23 protein-coding genes are annotated in these 26,286 nt (G+C 65.8%); 16 read left to right on the top strand and 7 right to left on the bottom strand.

The window, feature by feature from the left end:
* Positions 1-23: 23 nt before the first annotated feature.
* The 4 genes from WKW79_RS31225 to WKW79_RS31240 are packed head-to-tail and all read left to right on the top strand — an operon-like array spanning position 24 to position 3,324.
* Positions 24-1,055: an ABC transporter substrate-binding protein gene (locus WKW79_RS31225; RefSeq protein WP_340339123.1), complete on the top strand. Its 1,032-nt coding sequence runs from the start codon at positions 24-26 to the stop codon at positions 1,053-1,055.
* A gap of 24 nt (positions 1,056-1,079) precedes the next feature.
* A complete protein-coding gene (locus WKW79_RS31230; RefSeq protein WP_340339124.1) occupies positions 1,080-1,670 on the top strand; it encodes an NAD(P)H-dependent oxidoreductase in 591 nt (196 codons plus the stop codon).
* Between the two features lie 29 nt (positions 1,671-1,699).
* Positions 1,700-2,659 (top strand): PDR/VanB family oxidoreductase, encoded by a 960-nt coding sequence (locus tag WKW79_RS31235; RefSeq protein ID WP_340339125.1) that lies wholly within the window; start codon positions 1,700-1,702, stop codon positions 2,657-2,659.
* Entirely contained in the window at positions 2,656-3,324 is a 669-nt protein-coding gene (locus tag WKW79_RS31240) for a TetR family transcriptional regulator C-terminal domain-containing protein (protein ID WP_340339126.1), read from the top strand. The genes WKW79_RS31235 and WKW79_RS31240 overlap by 4 nt, the downstream gene beginning before the upstream one ends.
* On the opposite strand, the gene WKW79_RS31245 is transcribed toward WKW79_RS31240, so the two are convergent.
* From WKW79_RS31245 to WKW79_RS31260, 4 genes are all read right to left on the bottom strand, one after another.
* Entirely contained in the window at positions 3,317-3,793 is a 477-nt protein-coding gene (locus WKW79_RS31245; protein ID WP_340339127.1) for a RidA family protein, read from the bottom strand. The genes WKW79_RS31240 and WKW79_RS31245 overlap by 8 nt on opposite strands.
* Complete coding sequence (locus WKW79_RS31250) at positions 3,790-4,986, bottom strand: amidohydrolase family protein (RefSeq protein ID WP_340339128.1); 1,197 nt, start codon at positions 4,984-4,986, stop codon at positions 3,790-3,792. The genes WKW79_RS31245 and WKW79_RS31250 overlap by 4 nt, the downstream gene beginning before the upstream one ends.
* Before the next feature lie 58 nt (positions 4,987-5,044).
* The gene (locus WKW79_RS31255; RefSeq protein ID WP_340339129.1) at positions 5,045-6,100 is read right to left on the bottom strand and encodes an autotransporter outer membrane beta-barrel domain-containing protein; all 1,056 of its coding nucleotides are present in this window, start codon (positions 6,098-6,100) and stop codon (positions 5,045-5,047) included.
* Between the two features lie 90 nt (positions 6,101-6,190).
* Positions 6,191-7,087, bottom strand: a complete 897-nt coding sequence (locus tag WKW79_RS31260) for a LysR family transcriptional regulator (protein WP_340339130.1) — start codon at positions 7,085-7,087, stop codon at positions 6,191-6,193.
* A 134-nt stretch (positions 7,088-7,221) separates the two neighbouring features.
* Here WKW79_RS31260 and WKW79_RS31265 point away from each other — a divergent pair, with 134 nt between their 5' ends.
* Both WKW79_RS31265 and WKW79_RS31270 read left to right on the top strand, forming a co-directional pair.
* Entirely contained in the window at positions 7,222-8,709 is a 1,488-nt protein-coding gene (locus WKW79_RS31265; RefSeq protein WP_340339131.1) for a nucleobase:cation symporter-2 family protein, read from the top strand.
* Between the two features lie 224 nt (positions 8,710-8,933).
* Positions 8,934-10,373, top strand: coding sequence for an NCS1 family nucleobase:cation symporter-1 (locus WKW79_RS31270; RefSeq protein ID WP_340339132.1), 1,440 nt, complete (start codon positions 8,934-8,936; stop codon positions 10,371-10,373).
* A 94-nt stretch (positions 10,374-10,467) separates the two neighbouring features.
* Here WKW79_RS31270 and WKW79_RS31275 read toward each other — a convergent pair whose 3' ends face one another.
* Positions 10,468-11,322, bottom strand: coding sequence for an aldo/keto reductase (locus WKW79_RS31275; protein WP_340339159.1), 855 nt, complete (start codon positions 11,320-11,322; stop codon positions 10,468-10,470).
* A 273-nt stretch (positions 11,323-11,595) separates the two neighbouring features.
* On the opposite strand from WKW79_RS31275, the gene WKW79_RS31280 reads away from it, so the two are divergent.
* From WKW79_RS31280 to WKW79_RS31290, 3 genes are read left to right on the top strand one after another with little or no spacing between them, the layout of a single operon-like run.
* Positions 11,596-12,924, top strand: a complete 1,329-nt coding sequence (locus WKW79_RS31280) for a C4-dicarboxylate transporter DctA (RefSeq protein ID WP_340339133.1) — start codon at positions 11,596-11,598, stop codon at positions 12,922-12,924.
* Between the two features lie 11 nt (positions 12,925-12,935).
* Complete coding sequence (locus WKW79_RS31285) at positions 12,936-13,724, top strand: GntR family transcriptional regulator (RefSeq protein ID WP_422823989.1); 789 nt, start codon at positions 12,936-12,938, stop codon at positions 13,722-13,724.
* A gap of 23 nt (positions 13,725-13,747) precedes the next feature.
* On the top strand, positions 13,748-14,830 hold the full coding sequence (locus WKW79_RS31290; RefSeq protein WP_340339134.1) for an AI-2E family transporter: 1,083 nt from the start codon (positions 13,748-13,750) through the stop codon (positions 14,828-14,830).
* On the opposite strand, the gene WKW79_RS31295 is transcribed toward WKW79_RS31290, so the two are convergent.
* Positions 14,831-15,733 (bottom strand): LysR family transcriptional regulator, encoded by a 903-nt coding sequence (locus tag WKW79_RS31295; protein WP_340339135.1) that lies wholly within the window; start codon positions 15,731-15,733, stop codon positions 14,831-14,833.
* A 153-nt stretch (positions 15,734-15,886) separates the two neighbouring features.
* Here WKW79_RS31295 and gcl point away from each other — a divergent pair, with 153 nt between their 5' ends.
* The 3 genes from gcl to WKW79_RS31310 are packed head-to-tail and all read left to right on the top strand — an operon-like array spanning position 15,887 to position 19,381.
* Positions 15,887-17,680: a glyoxylate carboligase gene (gene gcl, locus WKW79_RS31300; RefSeq protein ID WP_340339136.1), complete on the top strand. Its 1,794-nt coding sequence runs from the start codon at positions 15,887-15,889 to the stop codon at positions 17,678-17,680.
* Positions 17,681-17,693: 13 nt separating this feature from the next.
* Positions 17,694-18,494, top strand: coding sequence for a hydroxypyruvate isomerase (gene hyi / locus WKW79_RS31305; RefSeq protein WP_340339137.1), 801 nt, complete (start codon positions 17,694-17,696; stop codon positions 18,492-18,494).
* Entirely contained in the window at positions 18,491-19,381 is an 891-nt protein-coding gene (locus WKW79_RS31310; protein WP_340339138.1) for a 2-hydroxy-3-oxopropionate reductase, read from the top strand. The genes hyi and WKW79_RS31310 overlap by 4 nt, the downstream gene beginning before the upstream one ends.
* Before the next feature lie 145 nt (positions 19,382-19,526).
* Here the strand turns inward: WKW79_RS31310 and WKW79_RS31315 are convergent, their stop codons facing one another.
* The gene (locus tag WKW79_RS31315) at positions 19,527-20,897 is read right to left on the bottom strand and encodes an NAD(P)/FAD-dependent oxidoreductase (RefSeq protein WP_340339139.1); all 1,371 of its coding nucleotides are present in this window, start codon (positions 20,895-20,897) and stop codon (positions 19,527-19,529) included.
* Between the two features lie 173 nt (positions 20,898-21,070).
* Here WKW79_RS31315 and WKW79_RS31320 point away from each other — a divergent pair, with 173 nt between their 5' ends.
* The 4 genes from WKW79_RS31320 to WKW79_RS31335 all read left to right on the top strand — a co-directional run bounded on the left by WKW79_RS31320 (position 21,071) and on the right by WKW79_RS31335 (position 26,185).
* Positions 21,071-23,371: an NADP-dependent malic enzyme gene (locus tag WKW79_RS31320; protein WP_340339140.1), complete on the top strand. Its 2,301-nt coding sequence runs from the start codon at positions 21,071-21,073 to the stop codon at positions 23,369-23,371.
* Between the two features lie 152 nt (positions 23,372-23,523).
* Positions 23,524-24,558 (top strand): ABC transporter substrate-binding protein, encoded by a 1,035-nt coding sequence (locus tag WKW79_RS31325; RefSeq protein ID WP_340339141.1) that lies wholly within the window; start codon positions 23,524-23,526, stop codon positions 24,556-24,558.
* Positions 24,558-25,418 (top strand): ABC transporter ATP-binding protein, encoded by an 861-nt coding sequence (locus WKW79_RS31330; protein WP_340339142.1) that lies wholly within the window; start codon positions 24,558-24,560, stop codon positions 25,416-25,418. Before WKW79_RS31325 ends, WKW79_RS31330 begins: the two co-directional genes overlap by 1 nt.
* Positions 25,415-26,185, top strand: coding sequence for an ABC transporter permease (locus WKW79_RS31335; protein WP_340339143.1), 771 nt, complete (start codon positions 25,415-25,417; stop codon positions 26,183-26,185). Before WKW79_RS31330 ends, WKW79_RS31335 begins: the two co-directional genes overlap by 4 nt.
* The last annotated feature ends 101 nt before the right edge of the window (positions 26,186-26,286 follow it).

Below are 26,286 nucleotides of genomic sequence, written 5' to 3' on the forward strand. Positions count from 1 at the left end.
ATCACACCAGGAGACCCGCAGCCATGCACACCCCCACCTCACCGCTCTTGCGCGGCTTCACGCTCGGCCTGGCCCTCGCAGGCGCCGCCTTCACGGCGCAGGCGCAGGAGAAAGTCGTGTTCGCCACCAACTGGAAAGCACAGGCCGGCCACGGCGGCTTCTACCAGGCGCTGGTGGATGGCACCTACAAGAAGTACGGGCTCGACGTCGACATCCAGCAAGGCGGCCCGATGGTCAATAACCGTCCGATGCTGCCGGCCGGCAAAGTCGACTTCCTGATGACCGGCAACCTGCTGCAATCCTTCGACAACGTGAAGAACGGCGTGCCCACGGTGGTGGTCGCGAGCTTCTTCCAGAAGGACCCGCAGGCCATCTTTGCCCACCCCGGCCAGGGCTACGACACCTTCAAGGACCTGACCAAGGCGCCCGTCGCCTTCATCGGCAAGGACGGCCAGTTCAGCTTCTGGCAGTGGATGAAGTCGGAGCATGGCTTCAAGGACGCGCAACTCAAGCCGTACACCTTCAACGTCGGGCCCTTCCTGGCCGACAAGAAGTCGATCCAGCAGGGCTACGCCATCTCCGAGCCGCTGTCGATCAAGGCCCAGGCGGGCTTCGACCCGGTGGTGTACCTGCTGGCCGATCATGGCTTCTCGACCTATGCCAACACCATCGAGACGCGCGCCGACCTCATCAAGAACAAACCCGAGACAGTGCGCAAGTTCATCGAGGCCTCGATCATCGGCTGGAACAACTACCTCTACGGCGACAACAAGGCCGCCAACGAGATGATCGCCAAGCTCAACCCCGACTCGCCGGTCGCTTCGTCGCAGGGCTCGATCGAACTCATCAAGAAGATGGGCATCGTCGACAGCGGTGAATCGCTGACCCGCGGCATCGGCGCCATGGACGAAGCGCGCATCAAGGACTTCTACGAAAAGATGGTCAAGGCCGGTCTCTACAAGCCGGGCGAGATCGACCTGTCGAAAGTTGCGACGACGCAGTTCGTGAACAAGGGCGTCGGCCTCGACATCCGCAAGCAACTCGCCGGGAAGTAGGCGTCGGCGAGCGGAGGTCTCCTCATGAAAACGCTCGTCATCCACTGCCATCCGAACCCCGACAGCTTCAACCACGCGCTCTACCAGACCGCCCTCGAGACGCTCGCGCCCCGGCATGCCGTGAAAGCCATCGACCTCTATGCCGAAGGCTTCGATCCCACGCTGACGTGCCAGGAGCGCATTGCCTACATCGACAACCCGGAACTGATCCGCGAGCGCGTGAAGCCCCATGTCGAAGCACTGCTCTGGGCTGAACACCTGGTGTTCGTCTACCCCACGTGGTTCCATGGCCCGCCGTCGATGCTCAAAGGCTGGCTGGAGCGGGTATGGCTGCCGGGCGTTGCCTTCCTGCCGGCGGAGCGCAAGGGACAAGCGGTGAAGTCGGGCCTGCGGCATATCCGGCGGCTGACGGTAGTGACCACGGGCGGCTCGCCGCGCTGGTTCGTGTTCGCGATCGGCGATCCGGGGCGGCGCCTGTTCACCCGCGCGTTGCGTGCCTTGTTCGCGTGGCGATGCAAGGTGACCTGGCTGCAGTTGCACGACATGAACGCCGTCACCGCGCAGGATCGCGCCCGCTTCATTGCGCACGTTTCACGCAAGCTGCAGTCCATCTGAAAATCCTTCAAGACCAAGGAACCAAGACCATGAGCCTTGAACGCACACTCACTGTCCGCGTCGAACGCATCTCGCGGCAGACGCCGGAAGTCCTGGCCTTCGAGCTGGCCCATCCGTGGGGCCGCGCGCTGCCAAGCTATGAGGCCGGCGCGCACATCGACGTTCACATGCCTGGCGGCTTCTCGCGCCAGTATTCGCTGGCGCGTGCGCCGTCGGATGCCGGTTCGTATGTGATTGGCGTAAAGCGCGAGCTGGCCAGCCGTGGCGGCTCGGCCTCGATGCACGAGCGCGTGCGCGAGGGCGACCTGCTGCCCATCAGCGCGCCGCGCAACACTTTCCCGCTGCGGACGGAAGCAAGGCATCACCTGTTGCTGGCGGGTGGCATCGGCATGACGCCGCTGCTGGCGATGGCGCAGGCGCTGGCTGCACGCGGCGCGTCGTTCACGCTCTGCGTGTTCGCGCGCGGCGAGGAACACCTGGCCTTTGCCGACGCCTTGCGCGCCCCGGACCTGGCGCCGCACCTGCGCCTGCACCTCGACCAGGGCGATGCATCCCAACGCATCGACCTGGCCGCCCTGCTGGCCGAGCGCGCAGCAAACACGCACCTCTACGTGTGCGGCCCCGGCGGCTTCATGCAGGCCGTGCGCAATGCCGCGGCACACTGGCCCGAAGACGCGGTGCACGCCGAATACTTCGCCGCCCCGACGGATGCCAACACCACCACCGGCCTGCCCTTCACGCTCAAGCTCGCGCAACGCGGGATCAGCGTGCCGGTGGCCGCCGACCAGACCGCGGTCGATGCACTGCACGAGGTCGGCATCGACATCCCCGTGTCGTGCCAGCAGGGCCTGTGCGGCACCTGCGTGGTGGAAGGCGATGGCGAAGGCGCGGAGCACCGCGACTACTGTCTCACCGGGAGCGAGCGCCGCACCCGCATCGCGCTCTGCTGCTCGCGCGCCAAGGGCCAGGAACTGGTGCTGCAACTGTGAGTGCGAGACCCGACATCCACTCCGACGAGGGCGCCAACGAAGCGCCGGCCACGCGCGGTCGTTCGCGCAAGTACACGCAGGTGCTGGCGCTGATCAACCAGGCGGCGATCGAGGTGTTCGCCAGCGAGGGATTGGCCGGCGCATCGACCCAGGCCATCGCGGACAAGGCCGGCCTGTCGAAGGCGCAGTTGCACTACTACATCGAGAGCAAGGAAGCGCTGTACCGGCAGGTGCTGCAGGACATCCTGAGCGACTGGATCGTGGTGTTCGGCTTCAGCGACGAGGCCTTCGGTCCGCGCAAGGTGCTGGGCGACCTGATCCATCGCAAGATGATGTTCTCCTTCGAGCATCCCCTGCGCTCGCGCATCTTCACCGCGGAAATGATGCGTGGCGCGCCGGTGCTCAACGACATGATGGGCACGAGCAAGGCGCGCACCGACCAGGCTGCGGCCGTGATCCAGAACTGGATGAACCAGGGCTTGATGGACAAGGGCGACCCGATGCTGCTGCTCTTCCACATCTGGGCCGTGACGCAGTTCTATGCCGACCATGCGACCCAGGCCGCCTACTACCGCGCCGAGGCGCTGCAGGGCGATGACAAGGAGCGCCGCCAACTGATCGAGCAGGTGACCGCGTTCCTGCTGAAGGGCGCAGGCGTCAGGTAGCCGCGGAAGCCGCGCGCTGTGGCAGGTACATCGTCGCTTCGACCTCGACCAGCACGTCGTCGCCCGGCAGGAAGCGCGAGACCTCGACCACGGTGCTGACCGGCGGCTCGCCCGGATAGAACAGCCCGCGCACGCGGTTGTAGAAAGCGTAGTGCGGAAGGTGGCGGAAGTACTGCACCAGCTTCACCACGTCGTCCATCGTGCCGCCATGCTCAGCCGCGATCTGCCGGATGCGCTCCAGCACAAACCAGCTCTGGGCGACGATGGCCGCCTCGAACACGTCCACCGACATCTGGCCGGTCGCATAGCCGAGGCTCTGCAACGCGGTGCGCGCCGTTTCTGGAATGTCTTCGTAGCTCGCCACGGCCCGGCGCGTGGAAGGGTCGACTGCGACCACCCCGCTCATGAAGACGAGATCGCCCACGCGCTTCGCGGCGGCGTAGTTGGCCATTGGTTTTCCCATGCTCATGCTGCGATTGTCTCCCCGGCGCGGATCACGGTGCGGGCCCGGCCCTTGCCATCGAGCAGTTCGTGCTCGTCCGTGGCGGCCAACAGCACCAGGTCGGCCGGGCAGCCGATGGCGATGCGCCCGTCCCATGCGAGGCCCATGGCCCGCGCGGGGTTCACGGTGATGGTGTCGAGCCAATCGTCGGCGGGCGCGAGGTGCGCCATCTGCACGCCGAGGGCGAAGGTCTCGACCAGGTCGTAGCCGCCATAGGGGTAGAAGGAGTCCTGCACGTTGTCCGTGGCCAGGCAGGCACGCAGGCCCTGCGCCGCCGCCTCGCGGATGCGCGTGATGCCGCGGTGCACGGGCGTGCCGTCCCAGGCACCCTGCAGGTAGAGGTTGGTGGTCGGCAGCGATACCAAGTGGATGCCGGCCTCGGCGCAACGCGCCAGGGTGCGCAGCGCGCTCGCTTCGTGCTGCACCGACAGCGAGCAGGCATGCCCGCACACGACGCGCCCCTGCATGCCGTGCGCGATCGTCAGCTCCGCAATGTCGGCCAGCCCCGTCGCCTCGCGGTCGAGCCCTTCGTCGACATGGAAGTCGAGAGCCAGCCCGTGTGCCTTCGCCAGTTCGAACACGCGGGCAAGCTTGCCCTGGACGTCCGCGTTGCGATAGACGAAGGCGCCCAGCACGCCCTTCGCATCGCGGACAGCCTGCGCGATGCGCTCTCCCACCTTCGCGTCCGCAAAGACATCCAGCGCGACCAACGCCACGAATTGCAGTTCGACCCGCCCCCGCCATGCTTCACGCAGGTCCGAAAACGCGGCCAGGGACAGCGGCGCCTCGGCATCCTGCCAATCCAGGTGGGTACGAAGTGCGCGCGTGCCGGCCCGCCATGCCTCGTCGATGCCACGCGTCATCCGCGCGTGCAGGTCGTCATGGGTCCAGCCCGCGCGATGCGTGGCCATGCGCTCGATGGCCGCGAAGAGATTGCCTTGCGCCGCGCCGGCTTCGCGCACGGTGAAGTTCTTGTCGATGTGCGCGTGGACGTCGACCAGCGCGCTCAGCAAGGTGCCGCGCGACGGCTTCCGCGAGGGCTGGATTGCTGCGACACGCCCGCCGGCCAGGCTCACATCGAAGACCTCGGCGCCGTGCGATTCGAAGCCTTGCAGGCGCGGGGGAATGCGGACCGCTTCAAGCGTTTGAAATGAAGACATGGGGGTGTGCATGCAGCGACTGTACGTGCGCGCATGACAGACCCGCGGCGCCGCGCCCTCACCAGCTGTACTTCACCCCCGCCCGCGCCGTCCAGGCGCTGTACGACGAGCCCGCCTGCCAGCCGACATCCCCCCATCCGGCCCAGTTGCGTCCGAGGCGCAGGTCGGCGCCCGCTTTCAGTTCATAGCGACTGGACGGAAACACGTCCTTGCTCGGCAGCTGGCTGCCCAGCGTCAGTTCGTCGTCGAGGTGGTCGTAGAGCCAGTTGACGGCCGCATAGGGCTTGATGCGCGTGTCTCCCTCGCCGATCCAGCCGGGATACATGCGCACGCCCAGGCGCGAGGTCCAGCCGCCGCGCTTGGCGCCATCGACCTGGACGCCGTCGGACTGGGTCACGTTGTAGGCGTGGTTGTGGGCATAGATGAGTTGGCCCTGCGGCTGGATCACCCAGGTGCTGCTGTCCGACAAGCGCAGCGCGTAGCCCGCCTCCACCGACGCCATGCCGTTGTGCGAGGTGTAGCTGACCTGCCGGATCAGCGGGCTGTCGACCTCGTTGCGGAAGCGCGCGTACTGCGTCCAGGTGTCGGCATACCAGCCGAGCCGGGTCTGGTCGTCCTGGAACCAGGTGGCATAGAAGCCGAAGCCGCCGCCGTTGGCGCGACCTTGCGCGGTGAAGAAATTGCCGGGTGAAGTGCCGTCGGTGCGCCCGCCGCCGACGCTGAGCAGCGCACCCACCGACAAGCTGCCAGTACCGAGCGACCATTTCCACACATCAGCCCCGGCCTGCAGGAAGGCCTGCCTGCTGTCGACGCCGAAGCCGATGCCGCTGTCCTTCAGGCGGAAGCCCTCGCCGCCCGTGCGCATCCAGAAGCCGCGCCCGAAACCGGACGCATCCGGGCTCGCTGCCGGCGCCAGCGAATAGTCGCCCATCCGGTCGCTGAGGCCGTAGACAAGAATGAGATCGCTGACGCGCCGGTTGCCCATGTACGCGCCGGTTTCAGGTCGAAGGGCACAGCCGGCGCCGAAGCCCACAGAAGCCGGCACGCATTGCGCGAGGGCGCCACCGGTGCCACCGCACAGCAAGACCGCGATTGCAATGAACGGGCGATGCACGGATCCAGCCTCCACGTCTGACGACGCATTCTGTGACCGGATTCTTATAAAAGTAAATGACTGTGACCTGAACGCCGCGAGCGCCTGCCGTCACGCCGACGGGACAACGCTGCCGAGCAGCAACTCCCGGAACGCCGCCGCCGCCGGCGACAGGGAATTGCCCGGTGCGCGCAGCAAGGTCATGGTGCGTGCGAACTGGGGTCGGCCGACGGTGCGCACCTCCAGCCCGTTCCATTGCGCCAGCGGCCGCAACGCCATGGTCGCCACGGCGATACCCAGGCCCTCGCGTGCCAGGCCCATCATGGTCCAGGGCAGCGCGATCTCGTAGGCATAGTCCAGGGTGATGCCGCGGCCCGCCAGCTTTTCCTCGAGCATGCGCCGTACCGGGTTGCCCGGCAGGTAGCCGATCAAGGGCTCGCGGGCCAGCTGCGCCCATTCGAGCGAGCGACGCGCGGCCAGCGGATGGCTCGGCAGCAACGCCGCGATGCACTCGTCGGAGGACATGGCCGTGGAGACGAGGTCGGTGCGCGCGTCGGTCTGTGTGGCAATGCCCAGGTCGGCCACCCCGCTGCGCACCAGTTCGTGCACCTCGTGCTCCGGCACGTCGTGCAGCACCACGCGCACGCCGGGATGCGAGGACGCAAAGGCCCGGATCGCCGGTGGCAGCAGCAAGGCGCATTGCGCGTTCGGCGCGGCCACCGTGACGCGGCCGCGCGAGAAGCGGGCAAAGTCGCGCGCATCGGAAAACAGATGGTCCCAGTCGGACACCAGGCGCCGTGCGGCGGGCAACAGCGCGGCGCCGGCTTCGGTGACGCGGCAGGCCCGCGTGTGCCGGTCGAACAGCCGGGTGCCAAGCTGCTTCTCCAGCTTGACCAGCGAGGCGCTCAGCGACGACTGCGACATGCCCAGCCGCTCGGCGGCACGCGTGAAATGGCCGCTCTCTCCAAGCGTGACGAACACCCGCAACTCGGCCAGGGAGGCTTTCATCGTGAATCCAGATTGATTTATACGATTGTGCGTCTTTTTCGATTTGCGCCGTGGGCCTATTCTTTGCATGCACGCACGCGTTCCTTGCGCATTCGTTTGCCACCCCAATTCGTCAGCCGCCCAGGAGTTCCTTCATGAGTTCAGCCGGTTCGTCTTCCGTCCACCCCATCGACCAACGATTGCCGGCCGGCAAGCTGACGGCGCTGGGACTTCAACACGTACTGGTGATGTATGCCGGCGCGGTCGCGGTGCCGCTGATCGTCGGCCGCGCGCTCAAGCTGAGCCCGGACGAGGTGGCGATGCTGATCTCGGCCGACCTGTTCTGCTGCGGCATCGCGACGCTGATCCAGTCGCTCGGCGCGACGCAATGGTTCGGCGTCAAGCTGCCGGTGATGATGGGCGTGACCTTTGCGTCGGTGGCGCCGATGGTGGCCATGGCCAATACCAACCCGGGCACGGCCGGCGCGCAGTTGCTGTTCGGCTCGATCATCGGAGCGGGCATCATCTCGATACTGATCGCGCCGCTGGTCAGTCGCATGCTGCGCTTCTTTCCGCCGGTGGTGACCGGCACGATCATCGCGGTGATCGGCATCAGCCTGATGCGCGTGGGCATCAACTGGATCTTCGGCAATCCCTTCGGCCCGACCGCGCCCAACGTGGTCGACCCGGCGCACCTCAAGTGGTTGTCGGACATCACGGCGCCCGGCTCCGCCCTGCCGCCGGTGCCCAAGGGCCTGGCGATCGTGCCGACCGTGCCCAATCCCAAGTACGCCGACCTCACCGGCGTGGGCATCGCTGCGCTGGTGCTGGTGTCGATCCTGCTGATCGTCAAGTACGCCAAGGGCTTCATCGCCAACATCTCGGTGCTGCTGGGCATCATCATCGGCGCCATCGTGGCCACGATGATGGGCATCATGACCTTCGAGAAGGTGGGCAAGGCGGAATGGGTGGACATCGTGACGCCCTTCCACTTCGGCATGCCGCAGTTCGATGCGCTGCAGATCCTGACGATGACGCTGGTGATGATCGTGGTGATGATCGAATCGACCGGCATGTTCCTTGCGCTCGGTGAGATGACCGGCCGCAAGATCACGCAGCAGGACCTGGCAAGGGGGCTCCGCACCGACGGCCTGGGCACGCTGATCGGCGGCATCTTCAACACCTTCCCGTACACGAGCTTTTCGCAGAACGTGGGCCTGGTGGCGGTGACGGGCGTCAAGAGCCGTTTCGTCTGCGTGGCCGGCGGCGTGATCCTGATCGTGCTGGGCTTGCTGCCGAAAATGGCGGCGCTGGTGGAGTCGCTGCCGACGGTGGTGCTGGGCGGCGCCGGGCTGGTGATGTTCGGCATGGTGGCCGCGACCGGCATCCGCATCCTGGCGAACGTGGACTTCAAGAACAACCGCTACAACGCGATGATCGTGGCGGTGTCGATCGGCTTCGGCATGATTCCGCTGATCGCGCCCAACTTCAAGCAATGGATGCCGCACAGCATTCACTCGCTGATCGAGTCGGGGATCCTGCTGACCTCGATCTGTGCGGTGGCGTTGAACCTGTTTCTGAACGGCGCGAAGCACGATGAGGACGCGATCATCGCTGCGGCCAAGCAAGCAGAAGCGCACTGACGCCCTGCCCCCGGCGGTGGCGCACGTCTTGCGCCGCGACCGGGGCAACATCGGCGGCCCGGCAACGCAGTCCGCCTCACTAAAAGGCACGATTCCGTTCACCGAGAAACAAGGGTTTTCCGCGATATAGGCTTGTCGATAAAGTGTATACAGTTTGGCGTACACCACGGTGCACGCCGCGGTGATCCCATTCCTTCATCCTTCACACAGGCAGGCGGACACCCATGGAACACGGCGATCACGGCATCCGGGGCGCGGACCCCCAGCTCATCAACGAAGACTTGGCGCCCGTCACCGGCGCGTGCAAGGGCTGGTCCTACTACAGCGTGTTCGCGATGTGGATGTCCGACGTGCACAGCGTCGGCGGCTACACCTTCGCGGCCAGCCTTTTCCTGCTCGGCCTTTCCGGCTGGCAGGTGCTGGCGGCGCTGGTGATCGGCATCTCGGTCGTCAACATCCTCATGAACTGGATCGGGAAGCCGAGCCAGCAGCATGGCATTCCGTTTCCGGTGATGGCGCGCGTCAGTCTCGGCGTGATGGGCGCCAACTTCGCGGCCGTGATCCGCGGGGTGGTCGGCATCGTCTGGTACGGCGTGCAGACCTACTTCGCCTCCAAGGCGGTGGCCACGCTGGTGCTGGTGTTCTTCCCCGGCGCGGCGGCGCTGCACGACACGAGCTTCCTGCGACTCGACCTGCTGGGCTGGGCCTGCTTCCTGTTCATGTGGTTCTTCCAGTTGCTGATCTTCCAGCGCGGCATGGAAGCGATCCGCAAGTTCATCGACTTCTGCGGCCCTGCCGTGTACGTGGTGATGTTCCTGCTCATGGGCTGGATCATCTGGAAGGCCGGCTGGTCGCTCGACCTCACGCTGAGCGACAAGACGCTGACCGGCACCGAGGCATGGTTCGCGATGGGCAATGCCATCCTGCTGGTGGTGAGCTACTTCGCTGCGCTGCTGCTGAACTTCGGCGACTTCTCGCGCTATGCCAGGACTGAGCGCGACATGAAGATCGGCAACTTCCTGGGCCTGCCGGTCAACTTCATCCTGTTCGCGATCATCGTGGTGGTGGTGACCTCGGGCAGTGCCAAGGTGTTCGGCCACATGATCATGGACCCGATCGAGATCGTCTCGAAGATCGACAACAAGTGGGCCGTCGTGCTCGGCAGCCTGACCTTCATCGTCGCGACCATGGGCATCAACATCGTCGCCAACTTCGTCTCGCCGGCCTTCGACATTGCCAACCTGTTCCCCAAGCACATCAGCTTCAAGAAGGGCGGCCTGATCGCCTCGATCCTGGCCGTGTGCGTCTGCCCCTGGATCTTCGTGGACAGCCCGAAGGCGATCACCGTGTTCGTGAGCGTTTTCGGCGCGGTGCTGGCACCGATGTTCGGTGTGATGGTCGCGGACTTCTACCTGCTGAAGAAGCAGGTGGTCGATGTCGAGCAGCTCTACACGATGGCGCCCAACGGCCGCTACAACTATGACGGCGGCTGGAACAAGGTGGGGCTGACGGCGCTGGGCCTGGCGAGCGTCATCGCGATCGGCTGGGAGTTCGCGGCGCAGTTGTTCCATGTGATTCCGGAGAACAACTTCGGCTGGTTCATCGGCGCGATTGCCGGTGCCGTGATCTACATGGCAATGATGCGCGGCGCGAAGCGGGTATAGCCCACACCCGCAGTGCCTGCGGCGCACCCCCTCGAGGGGACGCACCCAGCGGCCCGGCAAAGCCGGCTCCGCGGGTGCTCCCGAAGGGGCCCAATCAAATCATCGCCAGCGGCGTCTTGCGATGCGGCGGTGGGTGGAGGCGATCGACTTCGGCAACTTCCTCCGGCGTGAGCACGAGGTCCGCCGCAGCAAGGTTCTCCCGCAGGTGCGCTTCCCGAACGGCTTTCGGAATGGCGACGACACCGGGCTCCGCCAGCAGCCGCGCCAGCGCAAGCTGCGCCGCCGTCACGCCTCGGCGCGCGGCCATCTCTCCCAGCTCCGCATCCAAGGCCAGCGTGCCCTGGTCGATCGGGCTGTAGGCCATCAGCGGCTGGCCGTGCTTGCGCAGCCAGGGCAGCAGGCTGAACTCCGGGCCGCGTTCGCTCAGCGAGTAGTAGACCTGGTTGGCGGCGCAGGCCTTGCCCTCGCCGAGCGCGTTCAAGTCGGCCATGTCGTCGACGTCGAAATTGCTCACGCCCCATTCGCCGATCTCGCCGCGCGCGGCCAGCGCCTGCAACGCGGCACAGGTGTCGCGCAAGGGGTGCGAGCCTTGCCAGTGCAGCAGGTAAAGGTCGATGCGATCGAGCCCCAGGCGCTGCAGGCTGCGCGCACAGGCCTGTTCCGTGCCCTTGCGGCTGGCGTTATGGGGCAGCACCTTGCTGACGATGAACAACTCGTCGCGGCGCACCTCGCCGGCGCCGATGGCCTGTGCAATGGCCTCGCCCACCACCTCCTCCGAACCCCCGTCGCCGTACATCTCGGCGGTGTCGATCAGGCGGTAGCCCATGGCGATCGCGCTGCGCACAGCGGCGACTTCGGCCGCGCGCAGGCTTGCGTCCTCACCGAGTCGCCAGGTGCCGAGGCCGAGGGCCGGCATGGCGGCGCCGGAGGGAGTGGAGACGGTTCGCATCATCAGTCCATTGTGCGCAGATCGGCACGCCACGGCGCCCCTGCGCCAATGCACCATGGTGCTATTGCCGCGACACGCAGACGGTCATGTCTCCGGAATGCCGGTCGCCTTTTCGTGCGCGCGCGCCAGCATGGATTTCCGGGCGCGACGCTTGCTAGGTGCCTTCACCCTCGGGAATACCCTCTGCATCCCGCAGCCTGATCTTGCCTACATTTCTTGCATGCAAGATTGATCGATGTTGCATGCAACCTTGCACTTAACAGGAGCCTTTTCATGCCCCGTTTCGCGAAATCCCTTTTTGGCCAGGTTGTCATAGCGCTCGTCGTCGGCGTGCTGCTCGGCATCGTGGCGCCCGACTTTGCAGCCAAGCTCAAGCCGCTTGGCGACGCCTTCATCAAGCTGATCAAGATGATCATTCCCGTGCTGGTCTTCTGCGTGGTGGTGCATGGCATCGCCGGCGCGGGCGACCTGAAGCGCGTGGGCCGGGTCGGCGTCAAGGCGCTGATCTACTTCGAGGTGCTGACCACCATCGCCCTCGCGATGGGGCTGGTGCTGGCCTATGTCTTCAAGCCGGGGGTCGGCATGAACGTCGACCCCAAGCTGCTCGACGCCTCGGCCATGAGCGCCTACGCCTCCACTGCCGAGAAGCTGACCAGCGGTGGCACGGTCGACTTTCTCATGAAGCTGATTCCCACCACGGTGATCAATGCCTTCGCCACCGGCGACGTGCTGCAGGTGCTGCTGTTCGCGGTGCTGTTCGGCTGTGCGCTGACGCTGCTCGGCGACCTCGGCAAGCCGGTGGCACAGGTGGTGGACGCGACCTCCCTGGTGCTGTTCAAGATCATGGCCATCATCATCAAGCTGGCCCCGCTCGGCGTGCTGGGCGCCATTGCCTTCACGGTCGGCAAGTACGGCGTCGGCTCGCTCAAGCAACTCGGCATGCTGGTCGCGCTGTACTACGCGTCGGTGCTGATCTTCGTGTTCGTCGTGCTGGGGCTGATCATGCGGATGTCCGGCTTCAGCCTCGTCAAGCTGTTGCGCTACCTGCGTGAAGAGCTGACCATCGTCTTCGCCACCACCTCGTCCGACAGCGTGCTGCCGCAGATCATGGGCAAGCTGCGCCACATGGGCATCCGCGACTCGACGGTCGGCCTTGTCATCCCCACCGGCTATTCGTTCAACCTCGACGCTTTCTCGATCTACATCACGCTGGCCGCCGTGTTCATCGCGCAGGCCACCAACACGCCGATCTCGATGTCCGACCTGCTGACCATCCTGGCGATCGCGCTGGTCACCTCCAAGGGCGCACACGGCGTGCCGGGCTCCGCGATCGTGGTGCTGGCGGCGACACTGCATGCGATCCCTGCGATTCCCGCGATCGGCCTGGTGTTGGTGCTCTCGGTGGACTGGTTCATGGGCATTGCCCGCGCCCTCGGCAACCTGATCGGCAACTGCGTGGCCACCGTCGCCATCGCCGCATGGGAAGGCGACATCGACCGCGAACGTGCGCATGCGGTGCTCAATGGCAGCTACTCGCCGGACGACGAACCGCTGGCCGAGCCGGGCGTGGTAGTGTCGCCCGCTCTCAACCCTAGCCATTGAACGACATGGACATGCCGAGCGCAGCGCCGGGCCGCCCCAAGCAAGCTCGCACCCCCTCGGGGGGCAGCGAGGACACGCAAGTGCCGAGCGTGGGGGCCCTGGATTTTGCCGTCTCGCCCACCGTCATCGCCGAGCAGGTGGTCGAGTCCATCCTCGCCCAGAAGCTCGCCCCCGGCGAGCGGCTCGGCGAGCAGGACCTGGCCACCCACTTCGGCGTGAGCCGCACGATGGTGCGCGAGGCGCTGATGCAGTTGCAGGCGCGCGGCTTCGTCGAGGTGCAATCGAAGCGCGGCTGGTTCGTGGTGGAGCCCTCGGCCGAGGAGGCGCGCGACGCCTTCTCGGCGCGGCGCATCGTGGAGTCCGGCATCCTGGCCGACGCGGGCAAGCCGCTGCAGAAGGTGATCCGCCGCCTGCGCGAGCACATCGCCGACGAGCAGCGCGCCATCGACGGTGCCGACGCCGCCACCCGCGCCTTCCTGCTGGCCGACTTCCACGTCTGCCTGGCCGAGCAGATGGGCCACCGCCTGCTCAGCGACATGCTGCGCGACCTCACGGCGCGCACCACGCTGGCCGCCACCCTGTTCCAGTCCAAGCATGAGGCGGCGCAGTCCTGTGCGGAGCACGGCGAGATCGTCGCCGCGCTGGAAGCCGGCAACAACGCGCTGGCCCGCACGCTGATGCTCCAGCACATCGGCAACGTGGAGAAGGAACTCGAGGTCGAGCGCGCGGCGGAACCTGACGCGCCGACGCGGCTTCGGGCCACGCTGGCACCCGTCGCCCGGAGACGCGTGGCGACCTGAGTGCACGCGAAGCTGCGGTGAATATGAATTCATCGCAACTTCAGCGCGGCGTGTTCCTGGCATTGCTGGCGGCTGTCACGGCCGGCTTCGTCTGGATCCTCCTCCCCTTCTTCGGTGCGGTGTTCTGGGCGATGGCGCTGGCCATCCTGTTCACGCCGATGTACCGCTGGCTGTTCAGGCGGCTGCCCAAGGGGCGCAATTTCGCCGCGTTTGTGACGCTCACGATCTGCCTGGTCATCGTGATCCTGCCGTTGATCCTGGTCACCCTCTCCGTCATCGACCAGGTCAACCTGCTCACGCAGGCGATCACCTCCGGGAAAATCAACGTCGCGGACTACTTCCAGAAGATCCTCGATGCGTCTCCGGGCTGGCTCGTGGACCTGGCCAAGCGCTTCGACCTCGGCGACATGTCGGCCTGGCAGTCGCGCATCACGGAAGGTGCCTCGGCGGCGAGCCAGACGATCGCCACGCATGCGCTGTCGATCGGGCAGAACACCTTCGACTTCCTGGTCAGCTTCTTCGTCATGTTGTACCTGCTGTACTTCCTGCTGCGCGATGGCGCGGACTTGTCGAAGACGGTGCGCAACGCCCTGCCGATGGCCAAGCCGCACACGCACTACCTGCTCAACAAGTTCACCACCGTGATCCGCGCGACCATCAAGGGCAACGTGGCCGTGGCCGTCGCGCAGGGCACGATCGGCGGGCTGGCGTTCTGGTTCCTCGGCGTGCAGGGCGCCCTGCTGTGGGCGGTGCTGATGGCCTTCCTCTCGCTGTTGCCAGCCGTGGGCGCCGCGCTGGTCTGGGGACCGGTGGCGATCTATTTCCTCGCCACCGGCCACTACTGGCAAGGCGGCGTGCTGATCTTCGTCGGCGTGGTGGTGGTCGGCCTGGTCGACAACATCCTGCGGCCGCTGCTGGTCGGCAAGGACACGCAGATGCCCGACTACGTCGTGCTGATGTCGACGCTTGGCGGGCTGGCCATCTTCGGCATCAATGGCTTCGTGATCGGGCCGGCGATCGCGGCGCTGTTCATGGCGGCCTGGAGCCTGTTTGTGGACTCGGGGAACCTGGACGACATGCCGGACGAGACGACGCCGCCCAAATGATCAGTGCGCCCACCAGCCTTCCGCAAAGCGCCCCTGCATGAACGCGATGAGGCTCAGCACCTTGCCCGGCACCAGCTTGGGCGAGGGGAACACCGCATGGATCTCCTGCTCGGCCAGCGCATGGTCGGCCAGCACCTGCACCACCTTGCCCGTGGCCAGCGATTCGCTCGCGACGTAGTGCGGCATCATCGCGACGCCCAGGCCATTGCGGGCCGCGACCAGCACCGCGGAGACGTTGTTGGAGCGCAGCCGGCCGGAGACCGGCACCGTCACCGGCTCGCCCTTGGGCGTGTGCATCTGCCAGACGTCGTCGCCGACCACGCTGCTGTAGATCAGCGCGACATGCGTGCTCAGGTCCTGCGCCCGCTTCGGCACGCCGTGCTTCTTCAGGTAGCTGGGCGCGGCGACCATGACCCAGGGATTGCGCCCGAGGAAACGCGCGCCCAGCGATGAGTCGGCCAGCTTGCCCATGCGGATCGCGACATCGATGCCCTGCGCCACCAGGTCGACGTAGCGGTCCTCGAAGCTCAGGTCCACCTGCACCTGCGGATGGCGCGCCATGTATTCCAGCACCTGCGGCACCACGATGCGCCGGCCGAAGGCGACCGAGGTGCCGATGCGCAGCAGCCCTTGCGCCTGCGATTGGCGCAACTGCACAATGCTGTCGGCCTCCTCGGCCTCGCGCACGATGCCCTTGCACTTCTCGTAGTAGAGCGCGCCGGATTCCGTCAGGCTGACGCCGCGCGTGTTGCGGTTGAGCAGCCGCGCCTTCAGCCGCGACTCGATGGCCGCGACCTGCTTGGTCACGGTGGGCTGGGTGGTGTTGAACTCGCGTGCGGCCTTGGAGAAGCTGCCGGTCTCCACCACGCGCACGAACATCTCCATGGCCAACAAGCGATCCAATTCCTGCTCCTGTTTACGCCCGCTGAACAACGGTCCGACGGCTTGCGGATCGTAGCCACTTATTCCAAGGCGGAATAGGTTTTATGGCTGCATACCCACTTCTTACAAACGGCGTTGATTCCCAGAATCGAGCCATTCACAAGGAGATCCCAAATGGCAAAGATGACAGCGGCCCAGGCCGCAGTGCTGGTGATGGAGAAGGAAGGCGTGACGCAGGCCTTCGGTGTTCCGGGTGCGGCCATCAATCCGCTGTACTCGGCCTTGCGCAAGCAGGGCACGATCGCGCACATCCTGGCGCGCCACGTCGAGGGCGCGTCGCACATGGCCGAGGGCTACACCCGCGCCGTCGCCGGCAACATCGGCGTGTGCATCGGCACCTCCGGCCCGGCCGGCACCGACATGATCACCGGCCTCTACTCGGCCTCCGCCGATTCGATCCCGATCCTCTGCATCACCGGCCAGGCGCCGCGTGCACGGATCTACAAGGAAGACTTCCAGGCGGTCGACATCGAGTCGATCTCCAAGCCCGTCACCAAGTGGTCGGTCACGGTGCGCGAACCCGGCCAGGTGCCGCAGGTGTTCCAGCAGGCCTTCCACATCATGCGTTCCGGCCGCCCGGGCCCGGTGCTGATCGACCTGCCCTTCGACGTGCAGATGGCGCAGATCGAGTTCGACATCGACACCTACGAACCGCTCAAGCCCTACAAGCCGGCCGCGACGCGTGCCCAGATCGAGAAGGCCATCAGCATGCTGAACGAAGCCGAGCGCCCGTTGATCGTCGCCGGCGGCGGCATCATCAATGCCGATGCGGCCGACCTGCTCGTCCGCTTCGCTGAAGCCACCGGCGTGCCGGTGATCCCCACGCTGATGGCCTGGGGCGCGATCCCCGATGACCATCCGCTCATGGCCGGCATGTGCGGCCTGCAGACCAGCCACCGCTACGGCAATGCCACGATGCTCGCGAGCGACTTCGTGCTCGGCATCGGCAACCGCTGGGCGAACCGCCACACCGGCTCGGTCGAGGTCTACACCAAGGGCCGCAAGTTCGTCCACGTCGACATCGAGCCCACGCAGATCGGCCGTGTGTTCACGCCGGACTTCGGCATCGTGTCGGACGCCAAGGCCGCGTTGGAACTCTTCGTCGAAGTCGCCGAGGAAATGAAGGCCAAGGGCCAGTTGCCCGACCGCGGCGGCTGGGCCGGCGAATGCCGCCAGCGCAAGAAGACCATGCTGCGCAAGACCAACTTCGCCGACGTGCCGATGAAGCCGCAGCGTGTCTACCAGTGCATGAACAACAACTTCAGCCACGACACCTGCTACGTGAGCACCATCGGCCTCTCGCAGATTGCGGCGGCGCAGTTCCTGCACGTCTACAACCCGCGCCACTGGATCAATTGCGGCCAGGCCGGCCCGCTGGGTTGGACCATCTCGGCAGCGCTCGGCGTGCGCGCCGCAGACCCGACCCGCAAGATCGTCGCGCTCTCGGGCGACTACGACTTCCAATTCATGATCGAGGAACTGGCCGTGGGCGCGCAGTTCAAGCTGCCCTACATCCACATCGTGGTGAACAACAGCTACCTCGGCCTGATCCGCCAGAGCCAGCGCGGCTTCGAGATGGACTACTGCGTGCAGCTCGGCTTCGACAACCTTAATGCCGCACCGGACGCGGGCATCGAAGCGAGCTACGGCGTGGACCACATGAAGGTCGTCGAAGGCCTGGGTTGCAAGGGCATCCGCGTCTACAAGCAGGGCGAGATGCAACCGGCCATCCAGCGTGCCGAACAGCTCATGGCCGAGTACGGCGTGCCGGTGGTGATCGAAGTCATGCTGGAGCGCGTGACCAACATCGCGATGGGCACCGAGATCGATGCGATCAACGAGTTCGAGCCGCTGGCCGAAGGCATCGAGGATGCGCCGACTGCCGTGGCTGCGGCGATGCTGGACTGAGGAAAGCACCGCGATGCCAAAGTTCGCCGCCAACCTCACGATGCTCTTCACGGAGCTTCCGTTCATGCAACGCTTCGAAGCCGCCGCCAACGCGGGCTTCGAAGCGGTGGAATACCTGTTCCCCTATGCCTTCAGCAAGCAGGAACTGACCGCCGCGCTGCGTGACAACCACCTGCAGCAAGTCCTGCACAACCTGCCCGCGGGCAACTGGGACGGCGGCGATCGCGGCATTGCGGTCGACCCCGCCCGCACCGCCGAATTCCGCGAAGGCGTGGCCAAGGCCATCGACTACGCGACGGCGTTGGGGTGCCCGCGCGTCAACTGCCTGGCCGGCAAGCTGCCGGCTGGCGTGAGCCCACAGGTCGCAAGGGCCACGCTGATCGAGAACCTGCGCTTTGCCGCGAAGGAATTGCAGGCCGCCGGCATCCAGTTGCTGATCGAGCCGATCAACACCTTCGACATCCCCGGCTTCTTCCTGACGCGCACCGACCAGGCGCTGGCCATCATCGACGAGGTCGGCTCGCCCAACCTCTTCGTGCAGTACGACATCTACCACGCGCAGCGCATGGAAGGCGAACTGGGCAACACGCTCAGCAAGCAACTCGCGCGCATCGGCCACATCCAGCTGGCCGACAACCCGGGGCGCGGCGAACCCGGTACGGGCGAGATCAACTACGAGTGGCTGTTCAGGCACATCGACGCGATCGGCTACGACGGCTGGATCGGCTGCGAATACAAGCCCCGCACCACCACCACCGCCGGCCTCGGATGGCGCGAGGCACTGACCCAACAAACAGAGGAGAGCAACGCGTGAGCGCTCAGAAGATCGGTTTCATCGGCCTCGGCATCATGGGCGCGCCCATGGCCGGCCACCTGCTTGATGCAGGCCACCAGTTGTTCGTCAACACCCACGGCAAGACGCCCGAGCCCTTCGCGTCGAAGGCCACGGTTTGCAAGACGGCCACCGAGGTCGCACAGCAGGCCGACATCATCTTCGTGATGGTGCCGGACACGCCCGACGTCGAACTGGTGCTGTTCGGTGAAGGCGGCGTCGCGGCCGGCCTGTCGAAGGGCAAGACCGTCGTCGACTGCAGCTCCATCGATCCGGTGGCGACCAAGGGCTTCGGCAAGAAGATCGAGGCGCTGGGCTGCGGCTATGTCGACGCGCCGGTGTCCGGCGGCGAAGTCGGTGCGAAGGCCGCGAGCCTCACCATCATGTGCGGCGGCCAGCAGGCGGAGTTCGACAAGGTCAAGCCCCTGCTCGACAAGATGGGCAAGAACATCACGCTGGTCGGCGGCATCGGCGACGGCCAGGTCTGCAAGGTGGCCAACCAGATCATCGTGGCGCTCAACATCGCGGCGGTGGGCGAGGCGCTGGTGTTCGCCAGCAAGGCCGGCGCCGACCCGGCCAAGGTGCGGCAGGCGCTGATGGGCGGCTTTGCTTCATCGCGCATCCTGGAAGTGCATGGCGAGCGAATGATCAAGCGCACCTTTGCGCCGGGCTTCCGCATTGCCTTGCATCAGAAGGATCTGAACCTGGCGATGCAAAGTGCGCGCGCGCTTGGCGTCGCGCTGCCCCAGACGGCAGGCGCGGCACAGCTCATGAACGCCTGTGCTGCGCTGGGCCATGGCCAGTCCGATCACTCGGCGCTGGTGCGAGCGCTCGAAGCGCTGGCGCAGCATCCTGTTCAGCCCGACTGAGATCGCCCCTCGGCCTGTCCAAGGCCGAGGGCATCGGGTGTCTCCTGCAGCGAAATAAAGGAGGAGCCGAAGGCGGGGGACATTCGCGGAAGGAGATACCCGGTGGCCTCGGCCCGCGCACAAACCTTGCGCAACGAAGCGCTGGTCAACCTTTCTCGTAGACCGCGTCCCTCGGCGCCTCCAGCCCCGACACCGCCAGCGAATCCTTCAGGTTCTTGCGCCGCCAAGCCCACGTCCCGAAGGCCTGCTTCAGGATCGTCAGGCACGAGATGTAGTAGATGACCTTGAAGCCCATCAGCCGCGGCCAGATCGGCGTCTTGCGGAACAGGTCGCCGGCCAGGATCGAGATCAGCGCCTCCTGCATGCGCCAGATGTTGCGCGGGTTCATGAACATGTTGCGGATCACCGGCGAGGTGATGCGGTAGATGAACCACGAGAACATGTTCGGCCCGTGCCGCATGGTCTTCTCGAATTGGCGGAAGGCCCGCTCCGCTTCCTTCGCCTCGCCCTTCAACCAGAGGTCCACCGCCGCCGCACTCGCGAAGGCGCTGTTCATCGCCAAGTACACGCCCGAGGAGAACATCGGGTCCACGAAGGCATAGGCATCGCCAATCATCGCGAAGCGGTCGCCGCGGCAGAACTTCGAGTCGTAGGCATAGTTGCCAGTCGTGGTCGCCCCTTCGAGCAGCGTCGCATCCTTGAGACGCTCGGCCAGCTTGGGCGCCAGCGCGATCGTCTCCATGAGGAAGTCGGTCAGCGTGCCGGTGCGCCGCTTGAAGTAGGCCGGCGAGGCCACCGCGCCCACGCTGGTGGTGCCATCGCGTAGCGGGATGAACCAGAACCAGCCGTGGTCGAACCAGAACAGCGTGACGTTGCCCTCGTACTTGCCCTGGGTGCGCCTGGCATTCGCGAAGTGGCCGAAGATCGCCGCGCTTGCATGCTTCGGGTTGCGCTTCTTGGCATCGAGTTGGTTCGACAGCACCGTGTCGCGGCCGCTGGCGTCGATGACGAAACGCGGACGCCATTCGGTTTGCACGCCATCGCCAGACTTCACCTTGACCAGCGCGCGGTTGTCAGGCGTGCCTTGGCCGGCGTTCATGTCGACATGCGTGACCTTGTGGCCTTCGAAGGTGCGCGCGCCGCGCTTGCCGGCATGGCGAAACAGCAACTCGTCGAACTCGGAGCGACGCACATGCACGGCATAGGGGAAGGACTTGTCCATCGCCTCGCCGAACAGGAACAGGCTGGTGTGATCGTGCCAGGGCGAGACGAATTCGCCGCCATGCTTCTGGATGCCGATGGCTTCCACTTCATTGCGCACGCCGAGGCGGTCGAACAAGGGCATGTTCATCGGCAACAGCGACTCGCCAATGTGAAAGCGCGGATGCTGCGCCTTCTCCAGAAGTACGACGTCGTACCCCTTGTCCGCCAGCAGGGCCGACACGGTCGATCCGGCCGGGCCTCCGCCGATCACGAGGACATCGGGCGAAGCCTCATCAAGATTCTGCATTGCCATGGAAAGCGCCCCCTCCGGCGCAGTGTGATCTCAGCCCTCCCTGGTTGCGGGCTGAGTTTATCCAGCGGCGCGGCCCTGCCGGAGGACAAAAACATGCCACGGTGCTTCCACTACGCGAAGGCTGTTCACTTTTGGAGTAGCCTTCCGAGCCCAGAGAACAAAGGAGCATTTTCATGGCCGCCCCCCTGTCACCGGCAGAAGAAGCGCTGCGCGAAGCAGCCCGTGAATACCATCGCAGCCCCGTCAAGGGCAAGATTTCCGTCACGCCCACCAAGCCGCTGATGAACCAGCGCGATCTGTCGCTGGCCTATTCGCCCGGCGTCGCCTATCCCTGCCTCGACATCGAGGCCGACCCGTCCAAGGCGGCCGAGTACACCTCGCGCGGCAACCTGGTCGGTGTGGTCACCAACGGCACGGCCGTGCTCGGCCTCGGCAACATCGGCCCGCTGGCGAGCAAGCCGGTGATGGAAGGCAAGGGCTGCCTGTTCAAGAAGTTCGCCGGCATCGACGTGTTCGACATCGAACTGGCCGAGAACGACCCCGACAAGCTGGTCGACATCATTGCCGCGCTGGAGCCCACGCTGGGCGGCATCAACCTCGAGGACATCAAGGCGCCCGAGTGCTTCTACATCGAGAAGAAGCTGCGCGAGCGCATGAACATCCCGGTGTTCCACGACGACCAGCACGGCACCGCCATCATCTCGGCCGCTGCCTTGCTCAACGGGCTGGAACTGGTCGGCAAGAAGATCGAGGACGTGAAGATCGCCGTCTCCGGCGCGGGTGCCGCAGCCATTGCCTGCCTCGACGTGATGGTGGGCCTGGGCGCGAAGACCTCGAACATCTACGCGGTCGATTCCAAGGGCCTGATCTACGACGGGCGCGCCGGCGGCTTCGATGAATCGAAGAAGCGCTACGCGCAAAAAGATACGGGTGCGCGCACTTTGGCCGACGTGGTCAATGGCGCCGACGTGTTCCTCGGCTGCTCCGCGCCCGGCGTGCTGACGGCCGAGATGGTGAAGACCATGGGCACGCAGCCGATCATCCTGGCGCTGGCCAACCCCGAGCCCGAGATCCGGCCCGAACTGGCCAAGTCAGTGCGGCCCGACTGCATCATCGCTACTGGCCGCTCGGACTATCCGAACCAGGTCAACAACGTGCTGTGTTTCCCCTACATCTTCCGCGGCGCACTGGACTGCGGCGCCAGCAAGATCACGGAAGAAATGAAGCTGGCGTGCGTGCGCGAAATCGCCGACCTGACCAAGGCAGACATCAGCGAGGAAGTGGCGACCGCTTATGAAGGCCAGGAACTCGCCTTCGGCCCCGACTACATCATCCCCAAGCCCTTCGACTCACGGCTGATCCTGCGCATCGCGCCGGCTGTCGCCAAGGCGGCGCAGGACTCCGGCGTGGCCGCGCGGCCCATCGAGGACATCGAGGCCTACCGCCAGCACCTGACGCGCTTCGTCTACCAGACCGGCATGTTCATGCGGCCGGTGTTCAGCGCCGCCAAGGTCGCGACCCACAAGCGCGTGGCCTACGCCGAGGGCGAAGACGACCGCGTCCTGCGCGCCGCCCAACTCGCGGTGGACGAAGGCCTGGCACGGCCGATCCTCATCGGCCGCCCCGGCATCATCGAGGCGCGCGTCAAGAAGGCAGGGCTGCACCTGCGCCTGGGCGAGGACGCCGATGTGGTCGACCCCGAGAACGATCCGCGCTTCCGCAACTACTGGGAGGCGTACCACAAGATCATGGGCCGCCGCGGCATCACGCCCGACGCCGCCAAGGCCATGGTGCGCCGCTCCAACACCACCATCGCCGCGCTGATGGTGCACCTGGGCGATGCCGACGCGATGCTGTGTGGCCTGGTCGGCCGCTTCGACAGCCACCTGAAGATCCTGCGGGAAGTCACCGGCGTGAAGCGCGGTGCGCCCGGCTTTGCCGCGCTCAACGCGCTGACGCTCGACAAGGGCACGCTGTTCATCGCCGACACCTTCATTCATGAAGATCCGAGCGCAGAAATGCTGGCCAGCATCGCGGTGATGGCCGCCGAGGAAGTGCGCCGCTTCGGCATGCCGCCCAAGGTGGCTTTCCTGTCGCATTCCAATTTCGGCTCGTCGGAACGACCTTCGGCAAAGAAGATGCGCCTCGCGCGCGACCTGTTCTCGCAGATGGCGCCCGATATCGAGTGCGACGGCGAGATGCACGGCGACGCGGCCCTGTCGGAAGAGGTGCGCTACAAGGCCCTGCCTGACAGCTCACTGAGCGGAGAGGCCAACCTGCTGATCTGCCCCAACCTCGACGCCGCGAACATTTTGTTCAACGTGCTCAAGATGACGGGCAGCAACGGCGTGACCGTGGGCCCGATCCTCATGGGCGCGGCCGGTTCGGTGCACATCCTGACGCCGTCGGCGACAGTGCGGCGCGTGGTGAACATGACGGCGCTGGCCGTGGCCAACGCCGGAAGCCACAAGTAGAGTCCACGGCACGCGCCCCGAGGCGGGGCGCGTCCTCGTTGCGGCAACGAGCCTCGCCGCACCGCCCCAAGGCATGTTCGCGGGTTCGCACCATTTGCGTGCGGCCCCGTTTTTGCTTGAATCCCCGCACTGCTCTCCCATTGGATTCAAGAATGAACAAGCGCCAGTTGATCAAGAATTTCCTCGCCGTCTCGGCCCTTGCTATGGGCCTCGGCGCCACGGCGCAAGCCCAGAACGTCACGCCCATCAAGTTCCAGTTGGACTGGCGCTTCGAAGGGCCCGCCGCCCTCTTCCTGCACCCCGCCGCCAAGGGCTACTTCAAGCAGGCCGGCCTCGACGTGGCCATCGACGCGGGCAACGGCTCCGGCGGCACGGTGACGCGCGTGGCCTCGGGCGCCTACGACATGGGCTTTGCCGACCTGGCCGCGCTGATGGAGTTCCATGCCAACAACCCCGACAGCCCGAACAAGCCGGTCGCAGTGATGATGGTCTATAACAACACGCCAGCCTCGGTCATGGCGCTCAAGAAGAGCGGCATCACCAAGCCGGCCGACCTGGCCGGCAAGAAGATGGGCGCGCCGGTGTTCGATGCCGGCCGCCGCGCCTTCCCGATTTTTGCCAAGGCCAACAACCTCGGCACGCTCGCCTGGACCACGATGGATCCGACGCTGCGCGAAACCATGCTGATGCGCGGCGACGTGGATGCGATCACCGGCTTCACCTTCACCTCGCTGCTGAACCTCGAGGCGCGCGGCACCAAGGCGGCCGACGTGGTGGTGCTGCCCTACCCCGACTACGGCGTGAAGCTCTACGGCAACGTGATCATCGCCTCGCCCAGGCTCATCAAGGAGAACCCGGCCGCGATCAAGGCCTTCCTCACGGCCTTCACCAAGGGTGCGAAGGAAGTCATCGCGAACCCGGCAGTCGCCATCGAATCGGTGAAGGCGCGCGACGGCATCATCGACCAGACGCTGGAGACCAAGCGCCTGAAGCTCGCGATCGACACCGTCATCAACAGCCCCGATGCGCGTGCCGAAGGCTTCGGCGCGGTGAACGCGGGTCGCCTGTCGCTGATGGCCTCGCAGGTGTCCGACGCCTTCAACACCAAGAGCCGCGTGAACCCGGATGCGGTGTGGACCGCGGCCCTGCTGCCGCCCGCCGCCGAACTGAACATCCTGCGCAAGTGATGGGCGCCGCCGACGCGACGCCCGCTGCGCCACTTGAAGCGCCCTTCGTCGACTTCCAGGACGTCTGGCTCGCCTACAACGAGGAACTGCTGCGCGCCAACCACTTCGCAGTCGAGGCCATCGACCTGAAGGTGATGCGCGGCGAGTTCATCGCCATCGTCGGGCCTTCAGGCTGCGGCAAGTCGACGTTCATGAAGCTGGCGACGGGACTGAGGATGACGTCGCGAGGGAACATCCGCATCGACGGTGCGCCGGTGACGGGGCCGCTGAAGATCTCGGGCATGGCCTTCCAGGCGCCTTCGCTGCTGCCCTGGCGCACGACCGTGGACAACGTGCTGCTGCCGCTGGAGATCGTCGAGCCCTATCGCTCGTCTTTCAAGGCGAAGCGAAAGGATTACGTCGAGCGTGCACGCAAGCTGCTCCAGAAGGTGGGCCTGGCCGGCTACGAGGACAAGTTCCCATGGCAGCTGTCCGGCGGCATGCAGCAGCGCGCGAGCATCTGCCGCGCGCTGATCCATGAGCCAAAGATGCTGCTGCTCGACGAGCCCTTCGGCGCGCTGGACGCTTTCACGCGCGAGGACCTGTGGTGCATCCTGCGCGACCTGCATGCGGAGCAGCAGTTCAACGTGATCCTGGTGACGCATGACCTGCGCGAGTCGGCCTTCCTCGCGGACACGGTGTACGTGATGAGCAAGAGTCCGGGGCGTTTCGTGGTCAAGCGAGAGATCGACCTGCCGCGTCCGCGCGAGCTGGAGTTGACCTACACCAAGGAATTCACCGACATCGTGCTGGAGCTGCGTGGTCATATCGGCGCCATCCGCAACACCGGCATCGGCGCAACGTCGGGAGCGGTCGCATGAAGAACAGCAAGCAGATCGAACGCTGGTCGCCGTGGATCCTGCTGGTCGCGGTGCTGGTGCTGTGGCAGGTGATCTGCGCCGGCTTCGAGGTGTCAGAGTTCATCTTCCCGAGCCCATGGCGCATCTGGACGCAGTTCTGGGAGTTCAAGCTCATCATCGCGGGGCATGCGTGGCGCACCTTCTGGGTGACGATGGCGGGATTTGGCCTGGCGATCGTGGTGGGTGTGCTGCTGGGCTTCGTGGTCGGCAGTTCGAGGCTGGCCTATGCGGCGATGTACCCGTTGATGACCGCGTTCAATGCGTTGCCCAAGGCGGCCTTCGTGCCGATCCTGGTGGTGTGGTTCGGCATCGGCGCGGGGCCGGCGATCCTCACGGCGTTCCTCATCAGCTTCTTCCCGATCATGGTCAACATCGCGACCGGGCTGGCGACGCTGGAGCCCGAGTTGGAGGACGTGCTGCGGGTGCTCGGCGCAAAACGTTGGGATGTGCTGATGAAGATCGGCCTGCCGCGCTCCATGCCCTACTTCTATGCCTCGCTCAAGGTGGCGATCACGCTGGCCTTCGTGGGGACGACGGTGAGCGAGATGACGGCGGCGAACGAAGGCATCGGCTACCTGCTGATCTCGGCGGGGTCGGCGATGCAGATGGGCTTGGCCTTTGCGGGCCTGGTGGTGGTGGGGGCGATGGCGATGGGGATGTACGAGGTCTTCAGCGCGATCGAGAAGCACACGACCGCCTGGGCGCATCGCGGTTCGCAAGGCGAGTGAGCTGATCTACTCCCTCTCCCCTCTGGGGAGAGGGCCGGGGTGAGGGGCAGCGGCGGCGGCACAGGCAGCGCACCATCCAAAGCCCGGAGCCCTCACCCCCG

The sequence above is a fragment of the Variovorax robiniae genome (genome assembly GCF_037889955.1).
Lineage (GTDB): Bacteria > Pseudomonadota > Gammaproteobacteria > Burkholderiales > Burkholderiaceae_C > Variovorax > Variovorax robiniae.